General features: G+C 57.0%; 27 protein-coding genes. 16 read left to right on the top strand and 11 right to left on the bottom strand.

The genetic code is table 11. The annotated features are described in order from the left end of the window. Window positions 1-10: 10 nt before the first annotated feature. On the bottom strand, window positions 11-517 hold the full coding sequence (locus tag P0119_08795) for a response regulator (protein ID MDF0666158.1): 507 nt from the start codon (window positions 515-517) through the stop codon (window positions 11-13). An 88-nt stretch (window positions 518-605) separates the two neighbouring features. Further along, on the bottom strand, window positions 606-2,048 hold the full coding sequence (locus P0119_08790; GenBank protein MDF0666157.1) for an NFACT family protein: 1,443 nt from the start codon (window positions 2,046-2,048) through the stop codon (window positions 606-608). 231 nt (window positions 2,049-2,279) lie between these two features. On the opposite strand from P0119_08790, the gene P0119_08785 reads away from it, so the two are divergent. From P0119_08785 to P0119_08775, 3 genes are all read left to right on the top strand, one after another. Beyond that, on the top strand, window positions 2,280-3,845 hold the full coding sequence (locus tag P0119_08785) for an HEXXH motif-containing putative peptide modification protein (protein ID MDF0666156.1): 1,566 nt from the start codon (window positions 2,280-2,282) through the stop codon (window positions 3,843-3,845). 84 nt (window positions 3,846-3,929) lie between these two features. Continuing rightward, the gene (locus tag P0119_08780; GenBank protein ID MDF0666155.1) at window positions 3,930-4,157 is read left to right on the top strand and encodes a hypothetical protein; all 228 of its coding nucleotides are present in this window, start codon (window positions 3,930-3,932) and stop codon (window positions 4,155-4,157) included. A gap of 3 nt (window positions 4,158-4,160) precedes the next feature. Then, window positions 4,161-4,556, top strand: a complete 396-nt coding sequence (locus P0119_08775) for a type II toxin-antitoxin system death-on-curing family toxin (GenBank protein ID MDF0666154.1) — start codon at window positions 4,161-4,163, stop codon at window positions 4,554-4,556. 156 nt (window positions 4,557-4,712) lie between these two features. On the opposite strand, the gene P0119_08770 is transcribed toward P0119_08775, so the two are convergent. From P0119_08770 to P0119_08760, 3 genes are read right to left on the bottom strand one after another with little or no spacing between them, the layout of a single operon-like run. Further along, a complete protein-coding gene (locus tag P0119_08770) occupies window positions 4,713-5,159 on the bottom strand; it encodes an FUN14 domain-containing protein (GenBank protein ID MDF0666153.1) in 447 nt (148 codons plus the stop codon). Continuing rightward, window positions 5,156-6,016: a zinc metallopeptidase gene (locus tag P0119_08765; protein MDF0666152.1), complete on the bottom strand. Its 861-nt coding sequence runs from the start codon at window positions 6,014-6,016 to the stop codon at window positions 5,156-5,158. The genes P0119_08770 and P0119_08765 overlap by 4 nt, the downstream gene beginning before the upstream one ends. A 27-nt stretch (window positions 6,017-6,043) precedes the next feature. After that, window positions 6,044-6,700: a DUF2959 domain-containing protein gene (locus P0119_08760; GenBank protein ID MDF0666151.1), complete on the bottom strand. Its 657-nt coding sequence runs from the start codon at window positions 6,698-6,700 to the stop codon at window positions 6,044-6,046. Between the two features lie 226 nt (window positions 6,701-6,926). Between P0119_08760 and P0119_08755 the strand changes: the two genes are divergently transcribed. From P0119_08755 to P0119_08730, 6 genes are all read left to right on the top strand, one after another. Further along, a complete protein-coding gene (locus tag P0119_08755; protein MDF0666150.1) occupies window positions 6,927-7,160 on the top strand; it encodes a hypothetical protein in 234 nt (77 codons plus the stop codon). A gap of 78 nt (window positions 7,161-7,238) precedes the next feature. Further along, window positions 7,239-7,757, top strand: coding sequence for a signal peptidase II (gene lspA, locus P0119_08750; protein MDF0666149.1), 519 nt, complete (start codon window positions 7,239-7,241; stop codon window positions 7,755-7,757). 226 nt (window positions 7,758-7,983) lie between these two features. After that, a complete protein-coding gene (locus tag P0119_08745) occupies window positions 7,984-8,541 on the top strand; it encodes a DUF4136 domain-containing protein (protein ID MDF0666148.1) in 558 nt (185 codons plus the stop codon). Window positions 8,542-8,745: 204 nt separating this feature from the next. Then, the gene (gene rnhA / locus P0119_08740) at window positions 8,746-10,023 is read left to right on the top strand and encodes a ribonuclease HI (protein ID MDF0666147.1); all 1,278 of its coding nucleotides are present in this window, start codon (window positions 8,746-8,748) and stop codon (window positions 10,021-10,023) included. Window positions 10,024-10,244: 221 nt separating this feature from the next. Further along, on the top strand, window positions 10,245-10,793 hold the full coding sequence (locus P0119_08735) for a DUF2059 domain-containing protein (GenBank protein ID MDF0666146.1): 549 nt from the start codon (window positions 10,245-10,247) through the stop codon (window positions 10,791-10,793). Between the two features lie 458 nt (window positions 10,794-11,251). Continuing rightward, window positions 11,252-11,680, top strand: a complete 429-nt coding sequence (locus P0119_08730) for a DUF2780 domain-containing protein (protein ID MDF0666145.1) — start codon at window positions 11,252-11,254, stop codon at window positions 11,678-11,680. Here the strand turns inward: P0119_08730 and P0119_08725 are convergent. Then, window positions 11,677-11,976 carry a hypothetical protein gene (locus P0119_08725; GenBank protein ID MDF0666144.1) on the bottom strand — a complete coding sequence of 100 codons (300 nt, stop codon included), beginning with the start codon at window positions 11,974-11,976 and terminating at the stop codon, window positions 11,677-11,679. The genes P0119_08730 and P0119_08725 overlap by 4 nt on opposite strands. Before the next feature lie 69 nt (window positions 11,977-12,045). On the opposite strand from P0119_08725, the gene P0119_08720 reads away from it, so the two are divergent. Together P0119_08720 and P0119_08715 are read left to right on the top strand one after the other, a co-directional pair. Next, window positions 12,046-12,540, top strand: coding sequence for an LEA type 2 family protein (locus P0119_08720; GenBank protein ID MDF0666143.1), 495 nt, complete (start codon window positions 12,046-12,048; stop codon window positions 12,538-12,540). 30 nt (window positions 12,541-12,570) lie between these two features. After that, on the top strand, window positions 12,571-12,843 hold the full coding sequence (locus tag P0119_08715) for a hypothetical protein (GenBank protein ID MDF0666142.1): 273 nt from the start codon (window positions 12,571-12,573) through the stop codon (window positions 12,841-12,843). Between the two features lie 55 nt (window positions 12,844-12,898). Here P0119_08715 and P0119_08710 read toward each other — a convergent pair whose 3' ends face one another. Genes P0119_08710 through P0119_08700 form a run of 3 tightly spaced genes read right to left on the bottom strand, consistent with a single transcriptional unit; the run spans window position 12,899 to window position 13,902 of the window. Next, on the bottom strand, window positions 12,899-13,177 hold the full coding sequence (locus tag P0119_08710) for a hypothetical protein (protein MDF0666141.1): 279 nt from the start codon (window positions 13,175-13,177) through the stop codon (window positions 12,899-12,901). 12 nt (window positions 13,178-13,189) lie between these two features. Beyond that, the gene (locus tag P0119_08705; protein MDF0666140.1) at window positions 13,190-13,639 is read right to left on the bottom strand and encodes a type II toxin-antitoxin system VapC family toxin; all 450 of its coding nucleotides are present in this window, start codon (window positions 13,637-13,639) and stop codon (window positions 13,190-13,192) included. Beyond that, a complete protein-coding gene (locus P0119_08700) occupies window positions 13,636-13,902 on the bottom strand; it encodes a hypothetical protein (protein MDF0666139.1) in 267 nt (88 codons plus the stop codon). The genes P0119_08705 and P0119_08700 overlap by 4 nt, the downstream gene beginning before the upstream one ends. 89 nt (window positions 13,903-13,991) lie before the next feature. On the opposite strand from P0119_08700, the gene P0119_08695 reads away from it, so the two are divergent. The 3 genes from P0119_08695 to P0119_08685 all read left to right on the top strand — a co-directional run bounded on the left by P0119_08695 (window position 13,992) and on the right by P0119_08685 (window position 16,856). Further along, complete coding sequence (locus P0119_08695) at window positions 13,992-14,456, top strand: hypothetical protein (protein ID MDF0666138.1); 465 nt, start codon at window positions 13,992-13,994, stop codon at window positions 14,454-14,456. 75 nt (window positions 14,457-14,531) lie between these two features. Beyond that, window positions 14,532-15,536, top strand: coding sequence for an HAD family hydrolase (locus tag P0119_08690; GenBank protein MDF0666137.1), 1,005 nt, complete (start codon window positions 14,532-14,534; stop codon window positions 15,534-15,536). A gap of 9 nt (window positions 15,537-15,545) precedes the next feature. Beyond that, complete coding sequence (locus P0119_08685; GenBank protein ID MDF0666136.1) at window positions 15,546-16,856, top strand: hypothetical protein; 1,311 nt, start codon at window positions 15,546-15,548, stop codon at window positions 16,854-16,856. Between the two features lie 149 nt (window positions 16,857-17,005). On the opposite strand, the gene P0119_08680 is transcribed toward P0119_08685, so the two are convergent. Further along, complete coding sequence (locus P0119_08680; protein MDF0666135.1) at window positions 17,006-17,431, bottom strand: PIN domain-containing protein; 426 nt, start codon at window positions 17,429-17,431, stop codon at window positions 17,006-17,008. Between the two features lie 9 nt (window positions 17,432-17,440). Beyond that, window positions 17,441-17,668 (bottom strand): ribbon-helix-helix protein, CopG family, encoded by a 228-nt coding sequence (locus tag P0119_08675; protein ID MDF0666134.1) that lies wholly within the window; start codon window positions 17,666-17,668, stop codon window positions 17,441-17,443. A 513-nt stretch (window positions 17,669-18,181) separates the two neighbouring features. Between P0119_08675 and P0119_08670 the strand changes: the two genes are divergently transcribed. Next, window positions 18,182-19,186: a hypothetical protein gene (locus P0119_08670; protein MDF0666133.1), complete on the top strand. Its 1,005-nt coding sequence runs from the start codon at window positions 18,182-18,184 to the stop codon at window positions 19,184-19,186. 243 nt (window positions 19,187-19,429) lie between these two features. Continuing rightward, a complete protein-coding gene (locus tag P0119_08665) occupies window positions 19,430-19,705 on the top strand; it encodes a SemiSWEET family transporter (GenBank protein MDF0666132.1) in 276 nt (91 codons plus the stop codon). The last annotated feature ends 102 nt before the right edge of the window (window positions 19,706-19,807 follow it).

Below are 19,807 nucleotides of genomic sequence, written 5' to 3'. Positions count from 1 at the left end.
CGCATTGGGCTCAGCCGAACCAGTCGGTATCGTTGGCGGCGCATGGCCGCCTTTCTACTGCAAGGGTCGTCGCCGGCTGTGCGAGGACGTTGTGGACGAGGGTGATCAGGCGGTCACGCTCGAACGGCTTAGCCAAGAACGGAAGTGTTCCCCGCCTGATCCCATGACTGTTCAGCTCCTTATCAGGATTCCCCGACATTAGGATGATGTGGAGACCGCTGCGGATCATGGTCGCGCGAACCGCCAGCTCATGACCGTTGACGTGCGGGAATTGGTTGGAGGATGACGACAGTTGAAAGGCTGGAGGGGGTAAGACGAGGTCCGTCAAAAGTAAATCGATCGGCCCTTGATGCTGCGTACAGATCTTGAGAGCGTCGGAGCTGTTGTCGGCTTCGAGGACGGTAAACCCCGCTCCTTCAAGAAGAGCCTTGCAAAGTTTGATGATTGAGAGTTCGTCGTCGACGACGAGGATGGTCGGTGGAGCTTCTGGTGATGGGATATCCTGCTGACCGTGCATGGAAGTTCTCTCGCCAATCATAAGGCCGAAGCCAGTACAGGGCGAGAAAAACTTCCATTTCTACATGTCGCGTGACGATCTGGCTGCATCATGGTGCCCGGTTTTTGAGCGTCTCAAGGCGAGTCTTATCAAGACTGACGTGCAGCGATTTCTCCTGCGTCACGACAACCGCTCCATGCGCCTGGCCCTTCGCCTTTTTGACCCATTTGCGCCGCGTGTAGATCACATCGCCTTTGCCGCTTTTCTTGAGATCGCTGTAGAGAAGCGCCAACATGGCGGCGTCAATGAGAGTGTCGGGTGGGGGATCGGTTCCTTTGCTCAATCTCACGACGACGTGAGAGCCCGGCGTCCCACGGGCGTGCAGCCAGAGATCGTCGCTCTTGGCCAGACCGAACGTCAACTCGTCGTTCTCTCGGGCATTGCGTCCGACGAAGATCGGCAGTCCATCTGTCGAGGTGAAGCGGCGAAATGGGCCACGGCGTTGAGCGTCGGGCGATTGGTTCTTGTCCCTGGTTGATCGCGCGATGGTCCTCGCATTCAAAGGAGAAGGCGGGATGGCAGGCGTGATCCAGATTCCTTGCTCGATCTCCTTGATCTCTTGGCGAATTCTACACACATCCTGCTCGGCTCGCTCGATCCGTGGCGTGAGTTCACGTTCAGCGGCCAGAAATTTGCGATGCTTCCGAAAGTAGTCATCCATGTTGTCCTGGGCCGATTTCATAGGGTCGAGCGGAATCGTGATGGTGGGAAGCCTATCGTCGAAATAATCTGTCATCTCAACCTGAGTGACTCCCTTCGCGATCGCGCCGAGGTTGCTCTTGATCAATTCTCCATATCGGGCATAGTCGCGATAGGCGGTGGCTCTTGATAGGTCGTTCTGCCAGGCCTCGATCAATCGTACTTGTTTCTTGAGTGACTTCCTGAGGAATCGTATGCATAAGTCCTTAGCCTGGGCGACCTCCCGTGCCGCATCCTGGTGCTGGTAGAACGCCTCGATTTCCGCTGAAATAGGAAACAAGGAGCCGTCAATTCGCGAGAACCGAACCGGTGCTCTTTCTTGACCGATCTCACGAGTGGCCGGTGGTGCATAGAGTTGTCCGACAAGGGCTCGCTGACCGGCAAGGTCCCTCAGGACTCGTCGCTCGGCATCGAGGACCAAGACATTGGCCTTCTTTCCGGTCAGTTCACACAGGATCGTGCGCGACCCTTCCTTGCCGGTGATTTGAATTTCAACAATGCGATCATTCGCAACTTGGTGAATGTCGTCGATTCTCGCTCCCTGGAAATGGGCTCTCAGGAATTGACAGAACGGGGGAGGCGTCGGGGGATTAGGCGGTGAATGGCTCGCGATATGCAAGCGAGTGGTTTGCGGTTCGCAGGAGATCAAGAGCCGATGTGTCCGCCCCGGCACACGAACCTCGAACAACAAGGTACGGGCGGTCGGCTGATGAATTTTTTGGAACCATCCTCTACGCAGGATGGGAAAAATCTCATGAACCACCTGCATGAGTTCGTTAGCCTTCAACGCCATGGGTCAATTCCAACGTCGGTGCGACCGTCGCGACCTGCTCCGATTTTCTCCATGCGTCGCATCACGTCACAAGCTTCTTGACGCAAGGACGAGTGTTCAAGCCGCCACTCTACGATGTGCCGCAAGAACCCGCAAGCACGAGAGAGATCCGGCATCATCGTAGAGCCTGCTTGCGTCCTCTCCCCCGCTACGCTAGAGTCCTCCCGGCACTTCACGCCTAGTTGTTCCGCCATGCTCCTTCTCGATCCGCAGCGGCTCACGCAATTGCAGGATGAGTTTCGTCTCTCGATGCGGCGGTTGTTGATCGACCTGTGCCAAGAACTGCATGCCGACTATGCTGATCTGGCCAGTGAATTGGGACTCCAGACCGGATTCTTTGACAGCCTCCACTCAAACCTCAAACTGGAGGCCTATTCCAACTGGAAAGTTGTCGGATGGATCGAGACGCTGAATGACCTCGTGTATTTCTTGGATGTGCTCAGGCAGCTCAAGAAGGAACAGGATCGGCCTGAGTTTGCAGAACAGTTGTTGGACGAATGTCGGGAGAAGTTTTTTGAACATGGTTACCTGGAAGATCTTTTTCCGACGGGCCAACCTCAAGCAGGTGGATTGGAGAAGCGGCTGTTCGCGCTGTGCCGACGATTGGCGCAGGAATTGACCCAGGAGTCTCTCTGGTTTGATCCCGCGTCGTTGATCAAGAGGTGCGGTCAGAGGAAGATGAGATCATGGGATCTGTCGGGATTGCTGGTGGATAACTTCGAACGCAGCGAAGCAGCGGGAACGCTCTCCGTAGGCCTCGATGGAGCATGGTGCTCAGCGCCGCATGATGTACAGCGAGCATTGAGGCAGTCGTCAGGACGTGTCGCGTTTCGAATAGAGCCGACCGGGATCACAGCGAAGACCGGCAAGATAGTTTCCTCAATCTGGTTGAGATGGGGAGAAATGGGTCGATGGCAATGGGCCTACCATCCACCAATGGTTGCAGTTCAAACCGACAACAGTCCAATCACCGTCGGGCCGACCCTTGTCTATGGGAAGGATCGCCAGCCGAGAACGGTGAAGGCCACTGATCGGCAGCAAGTCGAACGCATTGGCCGCGCCTGGCAGACCATCCGGCTCGCATGGTCTGAAGGCCATGATGTGTTGGCACTCTTGACCTCCCGCATTGTCCCGTTGCAGGCGAAGGGGGTAGTCAGCTTCAGCTACCGGCATCGACCCGGACTCTCATTCATCAACTGTTTCGATCGTGACAATCTCGATCTGATTGATGACTTAATCCATGAAAACAGCCATCATCATTTGAACCTCTTATTAAGAAAGTATGTCATGTATCGTGGAGACCACAACCGGCAGATCTTCTACTCGCCGTGGCGGCGGAGCCTCCGGCCGTTGCGTGGCATTCTTCACGCGACCTTTACCTTCACCATGGGTGCACTCTTATTCCAGCGGCTTTCGTCCTGGGCTTCGGGACGGGACGGGTCGGCACGATGGAAGAAGGCCGGTCTTGCACAGCGAGACTTGCAGCGAGCGCGGTTTCGTTGTTTAGAGGAGGTCGCCTCCGTCCGCTACTCGCTACGAGACCTGCAGTACGCCGATCACCATCTCGGGTGGCTCACCGGTTCGGGTCGGCGCTTAGTCGGACAACTGACCGAATCGATCGAACAGGTCGAGCGTGAGAGTGAGCGATTTAAACGAGAAGTCGAACGTTCTATTTTAGGCCAGGCCCTGCGGAAGCATGTGAAAGAACTCCAACAGGCCCGTCAAACTCATGGACCGGTGAGACTGAGTGGAGCCTGACCCAGCACTGATTCCGCTTCTGTTGTCTCCATGCTGGACATCAATAATGCAGTGTATTAACATTGTAAGGACGTAAGGTAAGAAATGATCAAGAAATTGCAGAAGCATGGGAACAGCGCGGCGCTGATCATCGAAAAGCCTGTCATGCAGGCGCTTGGGATCACAGAGGAGACCCCTCTACAAGTAACCGTGAATGGGAACGCGCTCGTTGTCACGCCGGCTAATGTCGGTGTGGGTCCTGAGCGAATGAAAACGATCATCAAGGATCTTCGTAAACGGTACGGGCCGATGCTGAAGCGCCTGGCGGATTGATCCGTGCAGGATGCAGTCTTTCTCAGCGTGGCCGACGTCCTGTTGCTCCACGCAGATACCATTGAGATGGACGGCGGTTCCCATGGGGTGAGGGACCATGGCTTACTGGACGCTGCCGTCGCGATGCCTCGTCAACAGTTTGGTGGGACCTACCTTCATGAAGATCTCGCCGCGATGGCGGCGGCTTACCTGTTCCACATTGCTCAGAATCATCCTTTTCTGGACGGAAACAAACGTGCGGCAGTTCTGTCTGCTCTTGCTTTTCTCAAAGTGAACGGGTCCCAACCGCTTCCTGACCCCAAAGGCCTAGAGTTCGTTACGCTTCAGGTTGCTGCCGGTGAAATGGGGAAAGACGGCTTGATTCAGTGGATTCGGGAGCAGATCGGCCAAGGGATGTAGGTTTTCGGAAGCGTGCCAAAGAATTCGACAAACGCCCGGCAAACTCATGGACCGGGACGGTTAGGGAAGGTGTCGCATGAATGAACGAGATCAACCTCTAAGAAAGAAGCTCCATACAAAGCCCCGCATTCACATTTTTCCGAAGCCTGCTGGAAGTTACTTCTTTCGCAACCCAAAAATTGCTCCGGCGCCGGCGGCGCCGGCGGCGGGGAGGTAGCCGGCCATCACCTCCTTGAAACTCTGCGCTTTGCCTCGAGCCCAATCAAGCGTGCGAGCCGTATCCGCTTGGATCAAGGTCCAATCCAAGTGAATCCACCCGGTTGTCTTGAGGACGGCGATGAGCACCAGCAATGAGCCGGCGAGCAACAGAGCAAGTTTCACGGTTTTTCGGAATGCCCAGCCGATCAAGAATCCGCCGAGAAAGCTGGCCCCCCCACGGGCGAGGGCCGGCGACATCATGTCGGTGAGCCAAGCGCCGAGCCCGGCGGCGGTCGTCGCGCTGGCTGCGAGGAACGACTTGGCCGCCCAGGGAGGGTCGGACGCGAGTGATCCCAGAGCCTTGGCTAAGGCACCACTCTGAGTCTGAGCTGGTACGTCGCTCATAGTCGTTTCCCGTCGAATGTATTGCAGGCAGACGGATCACCGGACTCGAGCCCGCGCTTGAGCCAGGTCATCCGCTGTTCAGATGAGCCGTGGGTCCAGCTTTCCGGCTGAATATGGCCACGAGACATCTTTTGCAATCGATCATCACCAATGGCCGCTGCCGCCCGGAGTCCTTCCTCGAAATCCCCAGGTTCGATCAAATTTCGTTCACGATTGGCGTGATAGCCCCAGACACCGGCATAACAATCGGCTTGGAGTTCCATCCGGACCGAAAGCGCGTTTGCCTCCACTTCAGACACCTGCCGTCGGAGGCGATGCACTTTTTCGGCGACGCCGAGGAGATTTTGCACGTGATGGCCGACCTCATGGGCGATCACATAGGCCTGAGCAAAGTCACCCGCCGCCCCTAGACGATGCGCCATTTCGTCGAAGAACGCAAGGTCCAAATAGACCCGGTGATCGTTGGGGCAATAGAACGGTCCAACAGCCGACGACGTCGTGCCGCAGGCCGACTGCACGGCTCCTGAAAAGAGCACCATACGCGGCTCCTCGTACCGAGGACCGAGAAGACTCCGCCAGGTCGTTTCGGTGTCTGCAAGGACGACGGAGGCAAACTTGCCTAGTTGGTCTTGAGGGGCGCCGACCGGGCCGGATTCGGATGGCGCGGACAGCTCGGTCATACTCTGGACACCGCTGAGGAGATTCAGCACGGTCAGTGGATTGACGCCCGTGAAGTAACTGACTGCGAGCGCCAGCACAACGGTACCGATGCCGAGGCCGCCTCTCCCCATACGGGCCGGGCCCATGCCGCGACGATCTTCGATGTTGTCGCTTTCGCGTTGGTCGTCGATGCGCATAGGCGACCTCCCTCACGGAGTACACACTCAGTCCGCTTCCTTTTCCATTGTCTGAATGAACTTGTCGGCTTCGGCGATGGAACGGTTCATGTCCTTGACCAGCTGATCGACCTGCGCATCCACCTTGACGAGTTCTCCTTTGATGGCGGAGAGAGCGCGCGCGTTTAAATTGTGTTTCAGGTAGAGGACCTGATCGCGCAGGGGTTTGAGGACCGGTTCGATCCGCTGCTCCGCTCGCTTCATGGCCGCAAGCATCTCTCGGTAGCGGCCCTTTGTTTGAGTGAGTTTGGCCTGGCTTTTCCGGCGCAGGTCGGCGCTCGAGTATTGACCGAGCTCTTTCTCCCACTCCGAAAAGAGTGCATCGGCCACGCTTTCGACGTCCGCGATGCGCTTCCGGACCGCCTCGGCACTGTCTTCGCTTGTCTCCAGCTCACCGTTCAGTTTCTTATAGGTGGCTTCCAGATCTCCTCCTTCATAGGAGACCACCTTGCCGAATTGCTCAAGGGTGCTCTGAATCTCTTTCTTCGCGTCTTCTTGCGCATCCCTCGCCGATTTGACGCGACTGCTAAGAATGTCGCGTTTGGCATAGCCCATCTTTTCCATCGTCGCCAGATAGGCTTTGTCGCAGGAAGACAGGCTCAAGGGCATGAACATCAGCATGATGGCCAGAAAGAATCGCAACATGATCGCCTCGCTACGCGGAGTGGGGTCGAAAGGTCGGTGACCCAGGAAAGTCGCCTGGGGACTTCGCATCATACCTGATGAGCGTGCAGTGGGAAAGACCCTAGACTGGAATTCTACGGGCAAATGGCCGGACCGCAAAGTCCACTTGCGTGTATGGAATAGAGCATGATATGCAAGTATAAACAGCGAATGCGGGCATCAGCCACGTTGTGAAGGAGATGATCACATGAAACAGAAACGGCAGACCACGAAGCGAAAGGAAAGGGTCACGCTGTCTCTTTCTGCCGACATGGTCGAGCGGTTGCGAACCGTCGTCTACTGGAGCCCCAAGCTGACGCTCACCGGCGTCGTCGAGACGGCGATCCAATCCGCGCTCAAGACGCTGGAAAAAGGGAAACGGTTCAAGAAGAGAAAGGGAAAATTGCCTGTCGGCCGTCCCCGCAAGGTCGAGTCGTCTTGATGCTCGCTCGAACGGTCGGCAGTAGAGGGGAACGAGCGCTGGAGAAGAAATGGCTGAGCCACTTCCTTGAAACTTAGGATGAACGTCAGGCTCTCAACTGTGCGGTTCAAACGAGACCTGTTGATTCTTCTACTGCTCGTTGGCTGCGTCGGTTGCGACCAACTCACCAAAGATGTCGCTCAGCAATACTTAGCCCTCGAGTCCCCTCGATCATGGCTCCACGATACTGTTCGCCTGGAGTATGCCCAGAACAAGGGGGCCTTCTTGAGTCTCGGCAGCGGGTTTTCCGAGGGGCTACGAGTCATTCTCTTCCAAGTGTTCCCTGCGCTGTGTCTTGTCGGAATGGCAATCGTGCTCTTCGGCGCCAAGCAGATGTCGCCGTTCTCCGTCACTGCTTGGAGCCTCGTGCTCAGCGGAGGCATAGGCAATCTTTTGGATCGCCTGCTCCACGATGGACGCGTCATTGACTTCATGAATGTCGGCATCGGCAGCGTCCGCACCGGCATTTTCAACGTGGCCGATGTCTGCATTACGATCGGCGTATGGTTGCTTGTGCTCGAGCTGTCACGGAGTTCCCCACGGTGTGTAAGCCGCTGATAGTGGCTGACGGCCGGCTGAATTGTTCCTTGCGGAATGTCTCAAACATCTCTCCCGGCTTGCCGTTGACTCCTGAGCGATTCCAGCCTATACAGAGGGCACCATCGCGAGCGAGGGGTGCCGGAGTCGGCCTCTTCCTTGTGGCAGAGTGCGTTATAGGGTGGGGCAGGGAGCTCCCGGCACGTGCTCGACAGGAGCCATGCGAGTTCGAGAAAGGAGTTGCACTATGCAGGGATGGTGGAGCGGAGCGGCGGCTATGTTCGTGGCCTGTGCCGTAGGGTGTAGCGCGATTGATGTCAGGACCGACTTCGATTCGACCGTCGATTTCAGCCGGTTCAAGACATTTGCGTTTTCCGGAATGACGGACCTGAATCAAAGCGGGCGACTGGACAACTCCCTGGTTCGAGATCGACTCGAGAGCATGCTCGAGCGGGAACTTCGGCAGAAAGGGTTGACGCAGACCAGCCTCGATCAGCACCCGGATTTGTTGGTGCATTACTGGGTGGGTGTGAAAGACAAACAGCAAGTGCAAAGCAGGCCCAGCGCTCCGGCGTCCAGCTGGGGAGACGGATATGGCTGGGGCAGCGGCTACACCGGGGACTTGTCGTACGAGTATCGAGAAGGGACATTGATTACAGATTTGGTCGAGCCGGCCAACAAGGCACTGGTGTGGCGAGCCACCATGGTGGCCGAGCTGAGAGAAGGCGTGGAAGAGAACATCCAACTGACCGAGAAGGCGATTAAAAAAGCGTTCAAAAATTATCCGCCGCCCAGGACGAAATAGTGACGACTCTTTGCTGCCTGGGTTCAGCCACCTGCTCCTCTCGGACCTGTCGCCGGACGCGGTGAGCCTTGTCCCCTGAAAACGCGAACCCCAACTGTGGTTTACCGAATAGGGATTCTGAAACCGCTACTGCGATCATGGGGCAGGCCGTGCTGTGGGTGAGTACAATCCAGACACGAACGACGGAATCGAAAGAGGAACCGAATGATCGATATCTATACAGACGGCGCCTGCAGCGGAAACCCCGGTCCTGGAGGCTGGGGGGTCTTGGTGCGGAACGGCAATGCTGAAACGGAATTCTGCGGCGGTGAGCCAACGACCACCAACAACCGGATGGAGTTGGTCGCTGTCATTGAAGCGCTGCAGTCACTCACGCAGCCAGTGAGGGCACGAGTCTATACGGATTCGCAATATGTTCAGAAAGGCATGAGTGAATGGATTCTCGCCTGGAAGCAGCGTGGGTGGAAAACGGCAGGCAACGACCCGGTGAAAAATGAAGACTTGTGGCGGCGACTCGATGCGCTGGTTGCCAAGCATACAATCGACTGGCACTGGGTCAGAGGCCATAACGGACACCCAGAGAATGAGCGGGCGGATGTGTTGGCTCGCACTGGTCTTGAACGGGCTCGCCGTGCCGGGCAACCGGTCCGGCAACCGATCCAGAGTCCGATTGATAAAAAGTCAACCCGATCAGCCAGTTCCACCTCAATCCTTGAAATCGAACGTGCCACGGTCTATCGCGGCGACACCTGCGTCTTCTCGGATTTCTCCTTCGACCTGCGAGCGGGAGAACATGCGGCCATTCTTGGCCCCAATGGAGCGGGAAAATCGACGCTGCTCAAATTCTTGTCGGGTGAAATCCATGTGATGCCGAGAGCCGAAACGCGGATGACGCTCTTCGGTGATGAACGCTGGAATGTCTGGGATGTGCGCAAACACATCGGCATTGTGTCTCATGATCTCCAACGAGACTATCTGATCTGTGCCGAAGGGCTCAACGTGATCCTTTCCGGGTTCTATGCCAGTAACGGTACCTATGAATACCAAGAGTTCACTACAACGCAGGTGACCAGGGCGCATGAGGTGATGCGGGAATTGGGAATCGAGGCTTTGTCCGGCCGCCGCTTCGGCCATCTGTCCACCGGCGAGCAGCGACGATTTCTGCTGGGCCGAGCCTTGGTGCATGACCCGCTGGTGTTGATATTTGATGAGCCGACCAGCGGCCTCGATCCTAAGGCCTGCTTTCAGTATCTCGATTTTCTGCGCACTCAGATCAGAAAGGGGAAAACCGTTCTACTTGTGACGCATCATCTGCATGAAATTCCTCCCGAGATCGATCGAGTCGTTTTCTTGAAAGGCGGGAACGTCGTTGCCGATGGTGCCAAATCCGCGTTGATCACCAGCGATCAGCTCAGCCGGCTCTTCGACAGTCAGCTCACCCTCGTTCAGGCCAATGGCTGGTATCAGGCTTTGCCGGGGTAATCACCACCATTGCCGCGCGTGCCCGTGTGTCACCTCCGCCAAGGAGCCTTGGCCTTCTTGTCTGCGAACGACGTTGGGCTGACTACGGATCTGAGGGTTGAGTCACGCCTGGTGATCGAAGATTCTCTATTTCTTGACGATCGGTCCATACGATGTAGACTCGATCGCAAGAGGTGAGAACGATGCACAACTTGGAGAGCACACATTACAGAAGTATTGCGTTGACTGTTTTACGAGGTTGGTTCTGTTGCGTGACGCTGATTTCCGGTGTGGCTTCCGTCGAGGCGGCAACAATTGAGAACCCCAAGGCAATCAAGGTTGAGAAACTGCTTACTCTGATCCGAGTCTCAGAGCTGGAGTCGGAATACGACTCTCTTACTCAGAAATATATCAGCGAATACGAACAGCAAATAAGAAAAGCCGTAGGAAACACCTATGCCCATGTGGCTGGTGAGAAAAAGAAGGAAATCGAGCGACTTATTGAAGCATTCTTGGCGGACATCAGAAAATCGATAGGACAGGTCGAGACTCTTCATGACCATTTAAAGCACGCCTATTCGACGAGTTTCGGCGAAGACGAGCTCGATCGTCTCATTGCGCACTATTCCTCACCGCTTGGTGAAAAGGATGCGGGAATGAAGAAGAGTGCAGCGATTGAATATAACAAGATGTGGACGGCTCAATTCATGAACCAATACAAGGCTCGAGTCGAGAAACTTTTTCAGGTGATCGCCGTGGTTGCCAGAGGCAAGGGGAAGCAGGGGGCATAGCCGCAATGCGATGGTATTGATGCCGGACCCTGTCCGACATAGTCTGTACAAAATCAGAACATTGGTATCGAGGGCTGCGGGACGTTCGCCACGCGCGTGGTTTTCTACGAGGCCGGTTCCACGACTCGCCAGACGCTGTTCAGCTTGCTCCAAAACTGCGACGACCTGTTCCTCCGTGACGCCAGCAAACCGGTTCAGAAAGTCGTTCACGCGAGCCACACCCTCGGGGTTTTCAATTCACGCACCGGCACGCAGGTTCGTTAAGCAATCGACCGTTCCGGGAACGCGCTCGACTGCGCTGCCTTGACTCCAGCCCAACATTGCCGCCATCGTACTTCTCAATAACGGCCCGGCAGGCTTGGTTCAGGCCTGCCAATTTTCCCGTTCCCTAACGGTGACGAGATCGATATTATGGGGGCCGCCGCGCTCTCTCATGAAGACGAACAAGGAGGTGACGTATGTTTCGTGTATCACTCGCGTTGTTGCTGGTCGTAGCCGCATTTCTTCCCTTGGGCTGTGCGGAGATGCAATCGTCCGGTGTCACCAACGCGTTGACACAACTCGTGACCAATCAGCTCGGCGTGACGACGAATCAGGCGAACGGTGGTGTCGGATCCATTCTGAGTCTTGCGAAAGAGAAGCTTCCTTCAATGGACTTCACGACACTGGCGAAGTTCATTCCCGGCGCTGATTCTTTCATGAAGGCTGCCAAGGACCTCGGCGCTCTGACCGGCCCAATCGGGGATCAAGCTGGTTTGACTTCCGCCTTCTCCCGCCTAGGTATGGGCTCGGAGATGGTGCCGAAATTTTCCCAAACGATGTCGGACTTTGTCGGAATGGCGGGTGGGGATCAGGCGAAGAGCCTCTTGGCGAGCGTCATGAATTAGCGTAGCCGATCTACATACGTGTAATTGACGGCGAAGAGATCGGTCGTGGCCGTTGCGAAGAACCCGTCGCAGGTCGGTTCGACATCGACACTTTCGGCATCGGCGAGGACAGCGGCCAGCCGGTCACGCCCGACTATCAGCTGCCGTTCAAGTTCACGGGCAAGATCGAAAAAGTTACGATCGAGTTGATGCCGGTGAGTGCCGTCGCGCAGGCCGATGGCAATCGCGTCACTGAAAGGGTGCGGGTCATGCGCCGCGCGCGTGAGTGAAGGGGAGTGATCCGGTCGAATTGCCACGGGCCTGGAAGTCTCTGTGACCGCTCGTGTCGGTCGGATCGATCGGAGTTGAAAAGGAGGGGACTACTTATGCAAACTTTGCGGAATGCGACAAGATGTGGCGGGGTGGGGGCGGCGCTCATCCTGCTGATCATGACCGCCTGTTCCACTATGCCGCGAGACTTTGAGCAGCCGAAGGTGTCGATCACCAACATTGCGCCGAAAGACATGACGCTGATGGAACAACGCTTCGATGTGCAGCTCCGGATTCAAAACCCAAATAATTTCGACCTTGGGATCAACGGAGTCCGTTTCGACGTTGCGCTGAATGGGAAAGCATTCGGCAGCGGCATGTCAGGAGCGAAAGTCACCGTCCCACGGTTCGGCTCGGAGGTGATCAATGGGGAGGTCATTACGGGGCTGGGTAACATGCTTCGCCAGGCTCAAGGATTTACCTCGGGGGCTACCAACGTTCAGTACAGTCTCAAGGGGAAAGCCTTTGCGGAGTCTCCTTCCACCTTCACGATTCCATTCGAGGATACTGGGGAGATCGACCTGAATCTCGGACAGTCGGCTGAAAAGTAGGAGGAAACATTTACACAAGGAGGTTATGTCATGAACAAGCCATTCATCCTCGCCATCGGTTTCGGTGCGCTCTTGGGATTCGCGGATGCCTCGACGGCGGGAGAGACCTCTGCCGCGATAGAAAAGGCGAAGGGAGAAGTTAAGGCGACGACGGAAGAGGTCAAGGGGCAGGCCAAGGGGGCAGTCGAAGACGCGAAGGGTAACAAGGTCAGTGCGGAAATGGAACGAACAAAGGGGAAAGCGAAGGCTGAAATGGAGCGTGGGACCGCCAAAGTGAAGGAAATGACGGAAAAGGCGAAGTAAGCATCGACGGGCTCGTGCGTCGTTCGGCAAGATGCATCCACGTAGCGGTTGGAAATCAGTGCTTGATACCTACATCGCCGATCCGGTTCAGTGTTGAGGATCGCTCGGGGAGCATGTCGTTACACGAAGCGGTCGGTGAGCTCGCCTGCGAGGCGGATGATGCGATCGGAGGGACCTGCAAGTCCTGCAGCAACCTCGCGCGACGCAGATCCAGCAGCGGTCTGGCCCGATGGAGATACCTCGCGTTGGACCCATTGCCGGGAAATCCATCGCTCCATCCTTGCGATGGGCCGAATGCGAGGGGTCGCACGGCGGTTGCAGTAGAAACGGCCATGGTGAGCTGAACTCACGCCCGCCGGTGCGGCTTGCGGCCCATCGGATTCTCCCAGCGCAATCGCTTGAATCGGGCAAAGTCGTTGTCGCATGAGACGAGGACGGCGTCGTAACTGATGGCGAGCGCGGCCAGGTGGGCATCAGTCACCAGATTGGCGGCGGTGCCGGATTCGCTCAGTAGGGAACGAAGTATCTCCCAATGCTCGTCTTTTTCGTGCAAGAGACGAACCTGGTCGAGCGACAGCCAAGCGTGGACTTTGCCGATAGCCGTATCAGGATCCAGTGGTCGTGGAAATATGTCGCGGTTGGTTGAGATGCGGAGAAATCCGAGAAGGACGACCCAGGGCAGTCCCAAAGATTCGTCGCCATTGAGGGCTTCCTCCCACCATGCTCGTATGGTTCCGTGATGAGGAGAGTCTTCGTTGATGGCGTAGAGGAGGATGTTCAGGTCAATCAGCTTCACTTTCGGCCAAGCACTTTTCTGACAATCTCCTCATCTTCCAGTGCAGCGGCGAGAGCCAGCGCTTTGTCCAGTTTGATCCTCGGCTGACCCATGGTGTAGGTTGGCTCGCGGTGGCGTCGTTTCGGCCGAGATGGTTTGACCGACGCGCGCATGCCTGCACGGAGCGTTCGATTAAGTAGGAGGGTCAGGGGGGCGTCTTCCTTACGTGCCTGTTCCTTAAGCTTCCGGAGGAGTTCATCGTCGATGCGGATAGTGGTGCGCATAGGAGCATCATAGCATCACAGGTATTGATGTCAAGGCATCGCCGTACGATACGGGCATCGTGGCTTGCGCGGTGCAGATGGACGAGCGCATGTCGGTCTCGGGGGACGACAAGGAACGGGACCGGGGGGCAAACCACCGCTCAGTCATCGGCACAGTGGAGGCTGGCATGGATCGGACATCGGATTCCCTTGTCACCTGGACGCAGGTTGTGTACGCGCTGCACGCGTTCAGCCTACTCACCGGCATCCTCGGCACCGCGACCGTCGTCGGCGCGTTTCTCACCGGCTGGCCGTCGATCATCGCGGTCATTCTGAACTACGTCAAGCGAAGCGAGGCGCGCGGCACCTGGCTCGAATCGCATTTTCGCTGGCAGATCCGGACGTTCTGGTTCGGACTGCTCTGGATTTCGCTCTGCGTGGTCTTCATCATCGTGACCTTTGGGATCGGCATTCTCATCACGTGGCTGCCGATGATCGTGCTCGGGCTCTGGTTTGTGTACCGGATCGTGCGAGGCTGGGTCGCCCTTAGTGACAGGCGGCCGATGTACGTATAAGCCACCTGCGGATCATGAGGGGGGCGGTTGGGGGCGCCGATCCACCCCAGTGTTGAATCCAGAAAGTGAGGACGGATGAGGGCATCGCGAGGCAACAAGCTGTTCTATCTTCTTGTGCTGCTGATTGTCGTCACGCACGGCGTTGTGACGGCGGCGGACGATCCGCTTCCGTCTTGGAACGACGGGGCCGTCAAGACTCACATCGTCACGTTCGTCGAACGAGTGACCAACGAAGGTGGTCCCGATTTTGTCCCACCCACCGAGCGTATTGCGGTCTTCGATAACGACGGCACGCTGTGGGCGGAACAGCCGATGTACTTCCAGGTGCAATTTGCACTCGACCGTGTGAAGGCCCTGGCGCCACAGCATCCCGAGTGGAAGACGAAGCAGCCGTTCAAAGCGCTGCTGGAAGGCGATAAGCGAACCGTTGCCGCAGGAGGGGAGAGAGCGCTGCTGGATGTTCTGGCTGTGTCGCATAGCGGCATGACGACCGACGAGTTCGACGCCATCGTCAAGGACTGGCTGGCCACGACGAGACACCCACGCTTCAAACGGCCCTATCACGAGCTTGTGTATCAGCCGATGCTTGAATTGCTGGCGTACTTGCGCGCGAATGGATTCAAGACCTTCATCGTTTCAGGCGGTGGAGTGGAGTTCATGCGTGCCTGGGTTGAGCAGGTGTATGGCATCCCGCCGGAGCAGGTGGTCGGGAGCATGGGGAAGCAGAAGTTCGAGCTACGCGATGGTAAGCCGGTGATTGTGAAATTGCCCGCCGTCGATTTTGTGAACGACAAAGCCGGCAAGCCCGTAGGCATTCAGAAATTCATCGGCCGCCGGCCAATTTTTGCCTTCGGCAACTCCGACGGCGACCAGCAGATGTTGCAATGGACTTCCGCCGGGTCAAGGTTGCGGTTCATGGGATTGGTCCATCATACTGATGCCGAACGTGAGTGGGCCTACGACCGCACCTCCCATGTCGGAAAACTCGACAAGGCGCTCGATGAGGCGATTGCCAAAGGCTGGACCGTCGTGGATATGAAACGAGACTGGACGCGCATATTTCCGTTCGATGAGCGATGAGATCAGGTCATGCGTATTCCCTCCTGCCGACCTGCCCAAGCAACCAACGTTGACACAGGGAGACTGGCTCGGCCGACTTGCTCGACGCTCGTGATTCTCATCATTGGCCTGGTTAGTCTCACAGACTCATGGGGAGAGCCATACGAAGTGCCGGAAGAGGAACCGGCTGAACAGGTGCTGGGACCGGATCTCGTTGTGGGCCCACAGTACCGTGTCGAGGATCCGATCCTCCACGACGGGTACACAAATGTGTATTCCCTATCATCCCCGCATGGTCGGTTTGTCGCTCGCGGCAGCACCATGTTTGTTCGGTTGCGACGCGAGCTGACGGCCATTGCCGATTTGCATGAGCGCAACCTCGCCGGGCTGACGGCCGAAGCCGCGGTTCACGAATGGGTCACTCCGCTCAAAGCGCTTGGGCGCCTTGCTTCGAAGCCCAGGGAAACGCTTGTCGGAATCCCATTAGGAATCTCTCGGCTGATCGAATCATCCAAGGACAGCCTTTCGCATGAGCCGGGGCCCTATGAAGACAACACCGTTGAATCGTTTGCCCAAATGTCCGCGTATAAACGCCGTATCGCCGCCCATTACCACGTCGATCCCTACTCAACGAATCCAATCCTCCAACATGAATTGGATCGCGCCGCCTGGGCACAAGTGGCAGGCTATACGACCACCTTTGCCTTGGTGTTGGTTCCCGCACCTAACCCGCTGCCCCTGATGTTGACCTCGCTCACAACCGTACAGGTGCTGAATCAAGCTTTGGAGGAACAGGGGCCGTCGGATCTGATCAGCCTCAGCGAAAAAAAGTTGAAGGCCATGCAGATCGATGATGAACTGACCCGCCAGTTCCTGGCCCATCCGTCGTACAGCCCACGGCATAAAGCGGTTATTGCCTTCGCTCTAGAGAGCCTCGCGAAGGCGTCACACCGAGACCGCTTTCTCGGCGCGACCTTGAATGCCCTGTCGGAGGAAGAAGCATTGTTTTACCAGCAAGAGGCTGAACTTCTGCAGGCTTACAACCAGGAGAAAGCACCCATCGTGAATATCGACGTTGTCGGACGCATTCCTGTCGGCTTCACCGAAGCAGGAACGCTGTTTTGTCCACTCGCCGTGGACCATGGGATTTGGAGCGAGAGAACCGAGTCAGCCTATGCGCGTCTCGCCAAGCGGGCCGCTATGGCGGGGAATGACGCACACATCGAGATCTGGTTGAGTGGAACGTTGTCGCAAAGGGCCCGCTTTGAATTACTTCAGCGCGGTGTCACAGCTCGGGAAAATGTGGCCCGTGAGCTCCCGTTGATCGACTGGAAAGACTGATCGTCCGGCCCATTGTTCAGTTTTGGAGTAGGGCGAGCCTGCCTGGAATATCAACCGCTCGTTCTCCGCACTCGGCGGCCAAGACAGCAGGAGAGCGTCCGTGAACGAAGACCACATCGTCCGACCTTGGCCTGCGGTTGAGGCGGAGTTCAGAGCGGGTCAACGACTTCGAGAAAGGCAAAGCGATGGAAGTCTGTGTCGCGCGTGTAGATCCGGCGAATGCCATGCTCGCGCATGAGGATGGCCGTGTGCGCGTCGTGGAATAGATTGCCGGCAAGGGCCGGGAGGTCGGCGATAACCTCCTGGGCGACGTCGGCATGCTGCTGGGTCGCCACAAGAATCCCCAGGCCCGGCGAAGTGATCAGAACAGAGACAAACTCCCACGCATGCGACGCGCTCCACGGCCGGCGCATCACGCGTGGATGGGTGGTGACGCGCATAAATTCGTAGAGAATCGGCCACGTGGTGTACCACGCGTCCGGACGAGCGCGTTGCCGTTCTAGCCAGGCCCGCGCCTTGGCGTGGAACGGCGAATCCCTGTCCGCAGCGTAGACGAAAATGTTGGTATCGACCACCAACACCTGCTATCGCCCTTCCATCGCTTGGTAGAGCGCATCGCGATCCGCTACATCAACCAGTGTGCCGCCGCTTTGGAACAGGGGCAGCGGCGAAAGTTCCGCAGGTTTCTTCTGGGACCGGAACAGGTTCCGCAGCGCGGTCTCCACCAGCTCAGACATCGTCCTCCCCTGGCGTGCCGCTTCGCGCTTGAGCTGGGCCATCACTGTGTCATCAATATTGAGGGTGGTCTTCATATGGCAAACCATACCGTCAGGATGGCTGTATGTCAATTGTCGGTACATGAAGCGAGTTGGCCATGCGAAGGCAAACCGGGTTCTCCCCGTACGTGTTGACCGATGCTGGGCTGTCCGGCACCCCGACCTTTTCCCTGTTGCAGTGTCAACCCCGGCGCAAGTTTGGATCGCGGCCCTGAAGTTGTTATAGCTTCTCAATACGGCGGGGCAAGGGCTGGTTCAATCGATGAGGATCATCGAGCGTTATGGTCGTGCGTATGGGGAGATGCTGGACCACTCGCATCATGAGCATCAAGATGCCCGCACGGTGCCGGTGAGAGTAGCCGAGCACACCTGTCATGGTTGACAGTAGACGGGTCAGAGTTGGTGTTGGAAAGCCGCTTGCGCCGAAGATGTGAATAAGCTACAAAATTCTCTTTACTTCGCGTTGAGGCTTGGGCGCTTAGCCATAGAGCGACTCGGTTGGGAGTTTCTCCGGCATTTCCGATCGGTCGTTCTTCTCACATGTCTCACATGCTGAATAAGCGCCGCATATCGGGACGACTGCTCCTTCTCGTCTTGCTCCTGCTCGTGGCGGCGCCTGCGGCGCTAGCCGAGACGACGATCGAAGGACGGGCCTTCCTGTTTTACACCGACGATGTCGCGCTGTTCTCCGCCACGCGCCGTTTCAACCTCGATGGCGATCCGACCCAGCCTGCCCTGGATTCATCGTTGATCGGCAAGGGCTCGGATATGGTGTTCGAGCCGGAGATCAATGTCATGAAATCGGTGGCGTCCCGGTTGGGGCGGACCGAATTTTCGTTCCGAGGGCAGGGTTACATCTATGCTGTCGATCCGGGGTTCAATCACGGCACGTTTGGGCTGCAGATGCTCCACCACATCGACCAGAACACGAGAGTCCGCCTGCGTTATTACAGCGCACCGAACCTTCTCTTGGGTGACAATGAAAGCCGGCGATCGGACTCGATTCAAGAGGAGCGGGTGACGAGCCACATCGGATCCCTAAGGTTGGAGCATAATCTGTCCAAGGAATGGGAAGTCCGGCTGCTGGCGCGATACGGCGCCCGTCTGTACAACGACGAATGGGCGCAACGCGATACGACACTTTGGACGATCGGCTCGCACCTTGTCTGGCATTTCATGGAGCATTATGCGATTGTCGCCGGCTATCACTACGAGAGAGGGTTGGCGGATGGACGAAACCAACCGCAATTGGAGGACGACACGTCCTACGTCAATAATTACGTCACGCTCGGACTTGAAGCGGAAGTGACCGAGCGACTGTCGGCGCAAATCGGGCTGCATTTCGAGCGGAATGATTGGACCAGCGGGATCGAAGGGGACGAACGCAAGGGCGGCCATGAGACCGTCTGGCAGGGCGATTGTACGTTCCGCTACCGCGTGAGCGAGCGGGTGGGCGTCCTGGCCGGATTCCAGCGGTCACAGCGAAAGCAGAGTTTCGAGGGAGAAGTCGCGCGTGATATGAATGTCTTTCTTGGCGGGACCTATACGTTTTGACCCGAGAGCAGGCAACGTCTCGGCGCTGCCACTCAAAGCTTGCCGCAAAGTGATCGGGGTACCTTTCTGTCTTTATTCTTTGAATTCCACCCATCTATACTGGTTCGACTAGTGGTGTCCCATTCACACCGAGGAAGCATGTGGACTCCGTGACCGAGACCTCGCAGAGATTCGGGTGCATGCTGTTCGGGCTGGACGCACCTGAAAGGCGGATCGTGTCATATCGTAGAGACGGGGACCCATATGCCGCTGCATGAAATCATCGGCTTCGTGGCAGGATTCGGGACGACCTTCGCCGCCCTGCCGGACTTGATCGCGATGCTCAAGCGGCGGTCCAGTCAGGGCATGAATCCCACGATGGCCGGGATCATGGGCTCGTTTCAGGTTGTCTGGGTGTACTACGGATTCCTGATCGAGTCCAGACCGGTGATCGGATGGAACATGGTCGCGGTCATTATCAATTTCTTGATGGTGGGAGCCTACCTGCACTTCAAACGACTGGAAAGCGGCTTGCAGTAAGAATCGCGCGCGGCCGCCAGGGCTCACCGATCTCCACCAAGGTGAAGTCCTGGACGATTCTCCGACAGGCAAACAATTACAACCTGTGCCCGATCACGGTGA

It is taken from the genome of Nitrospira sp. (assembly GCA_029194665.1).
In the GTDB taxonomy this organism is placed as follows: domain Bacteria; phylum Nitrospirota; class Nitrospiria; order Nitrospirales; family Nitrospiraceae; genus Nitrospira_D.
The sequence above is the reverse complement of the archived record's forward strand: the minus strand, read 5'-3'. Positions and strand labels throughout refer to the sequence as shown.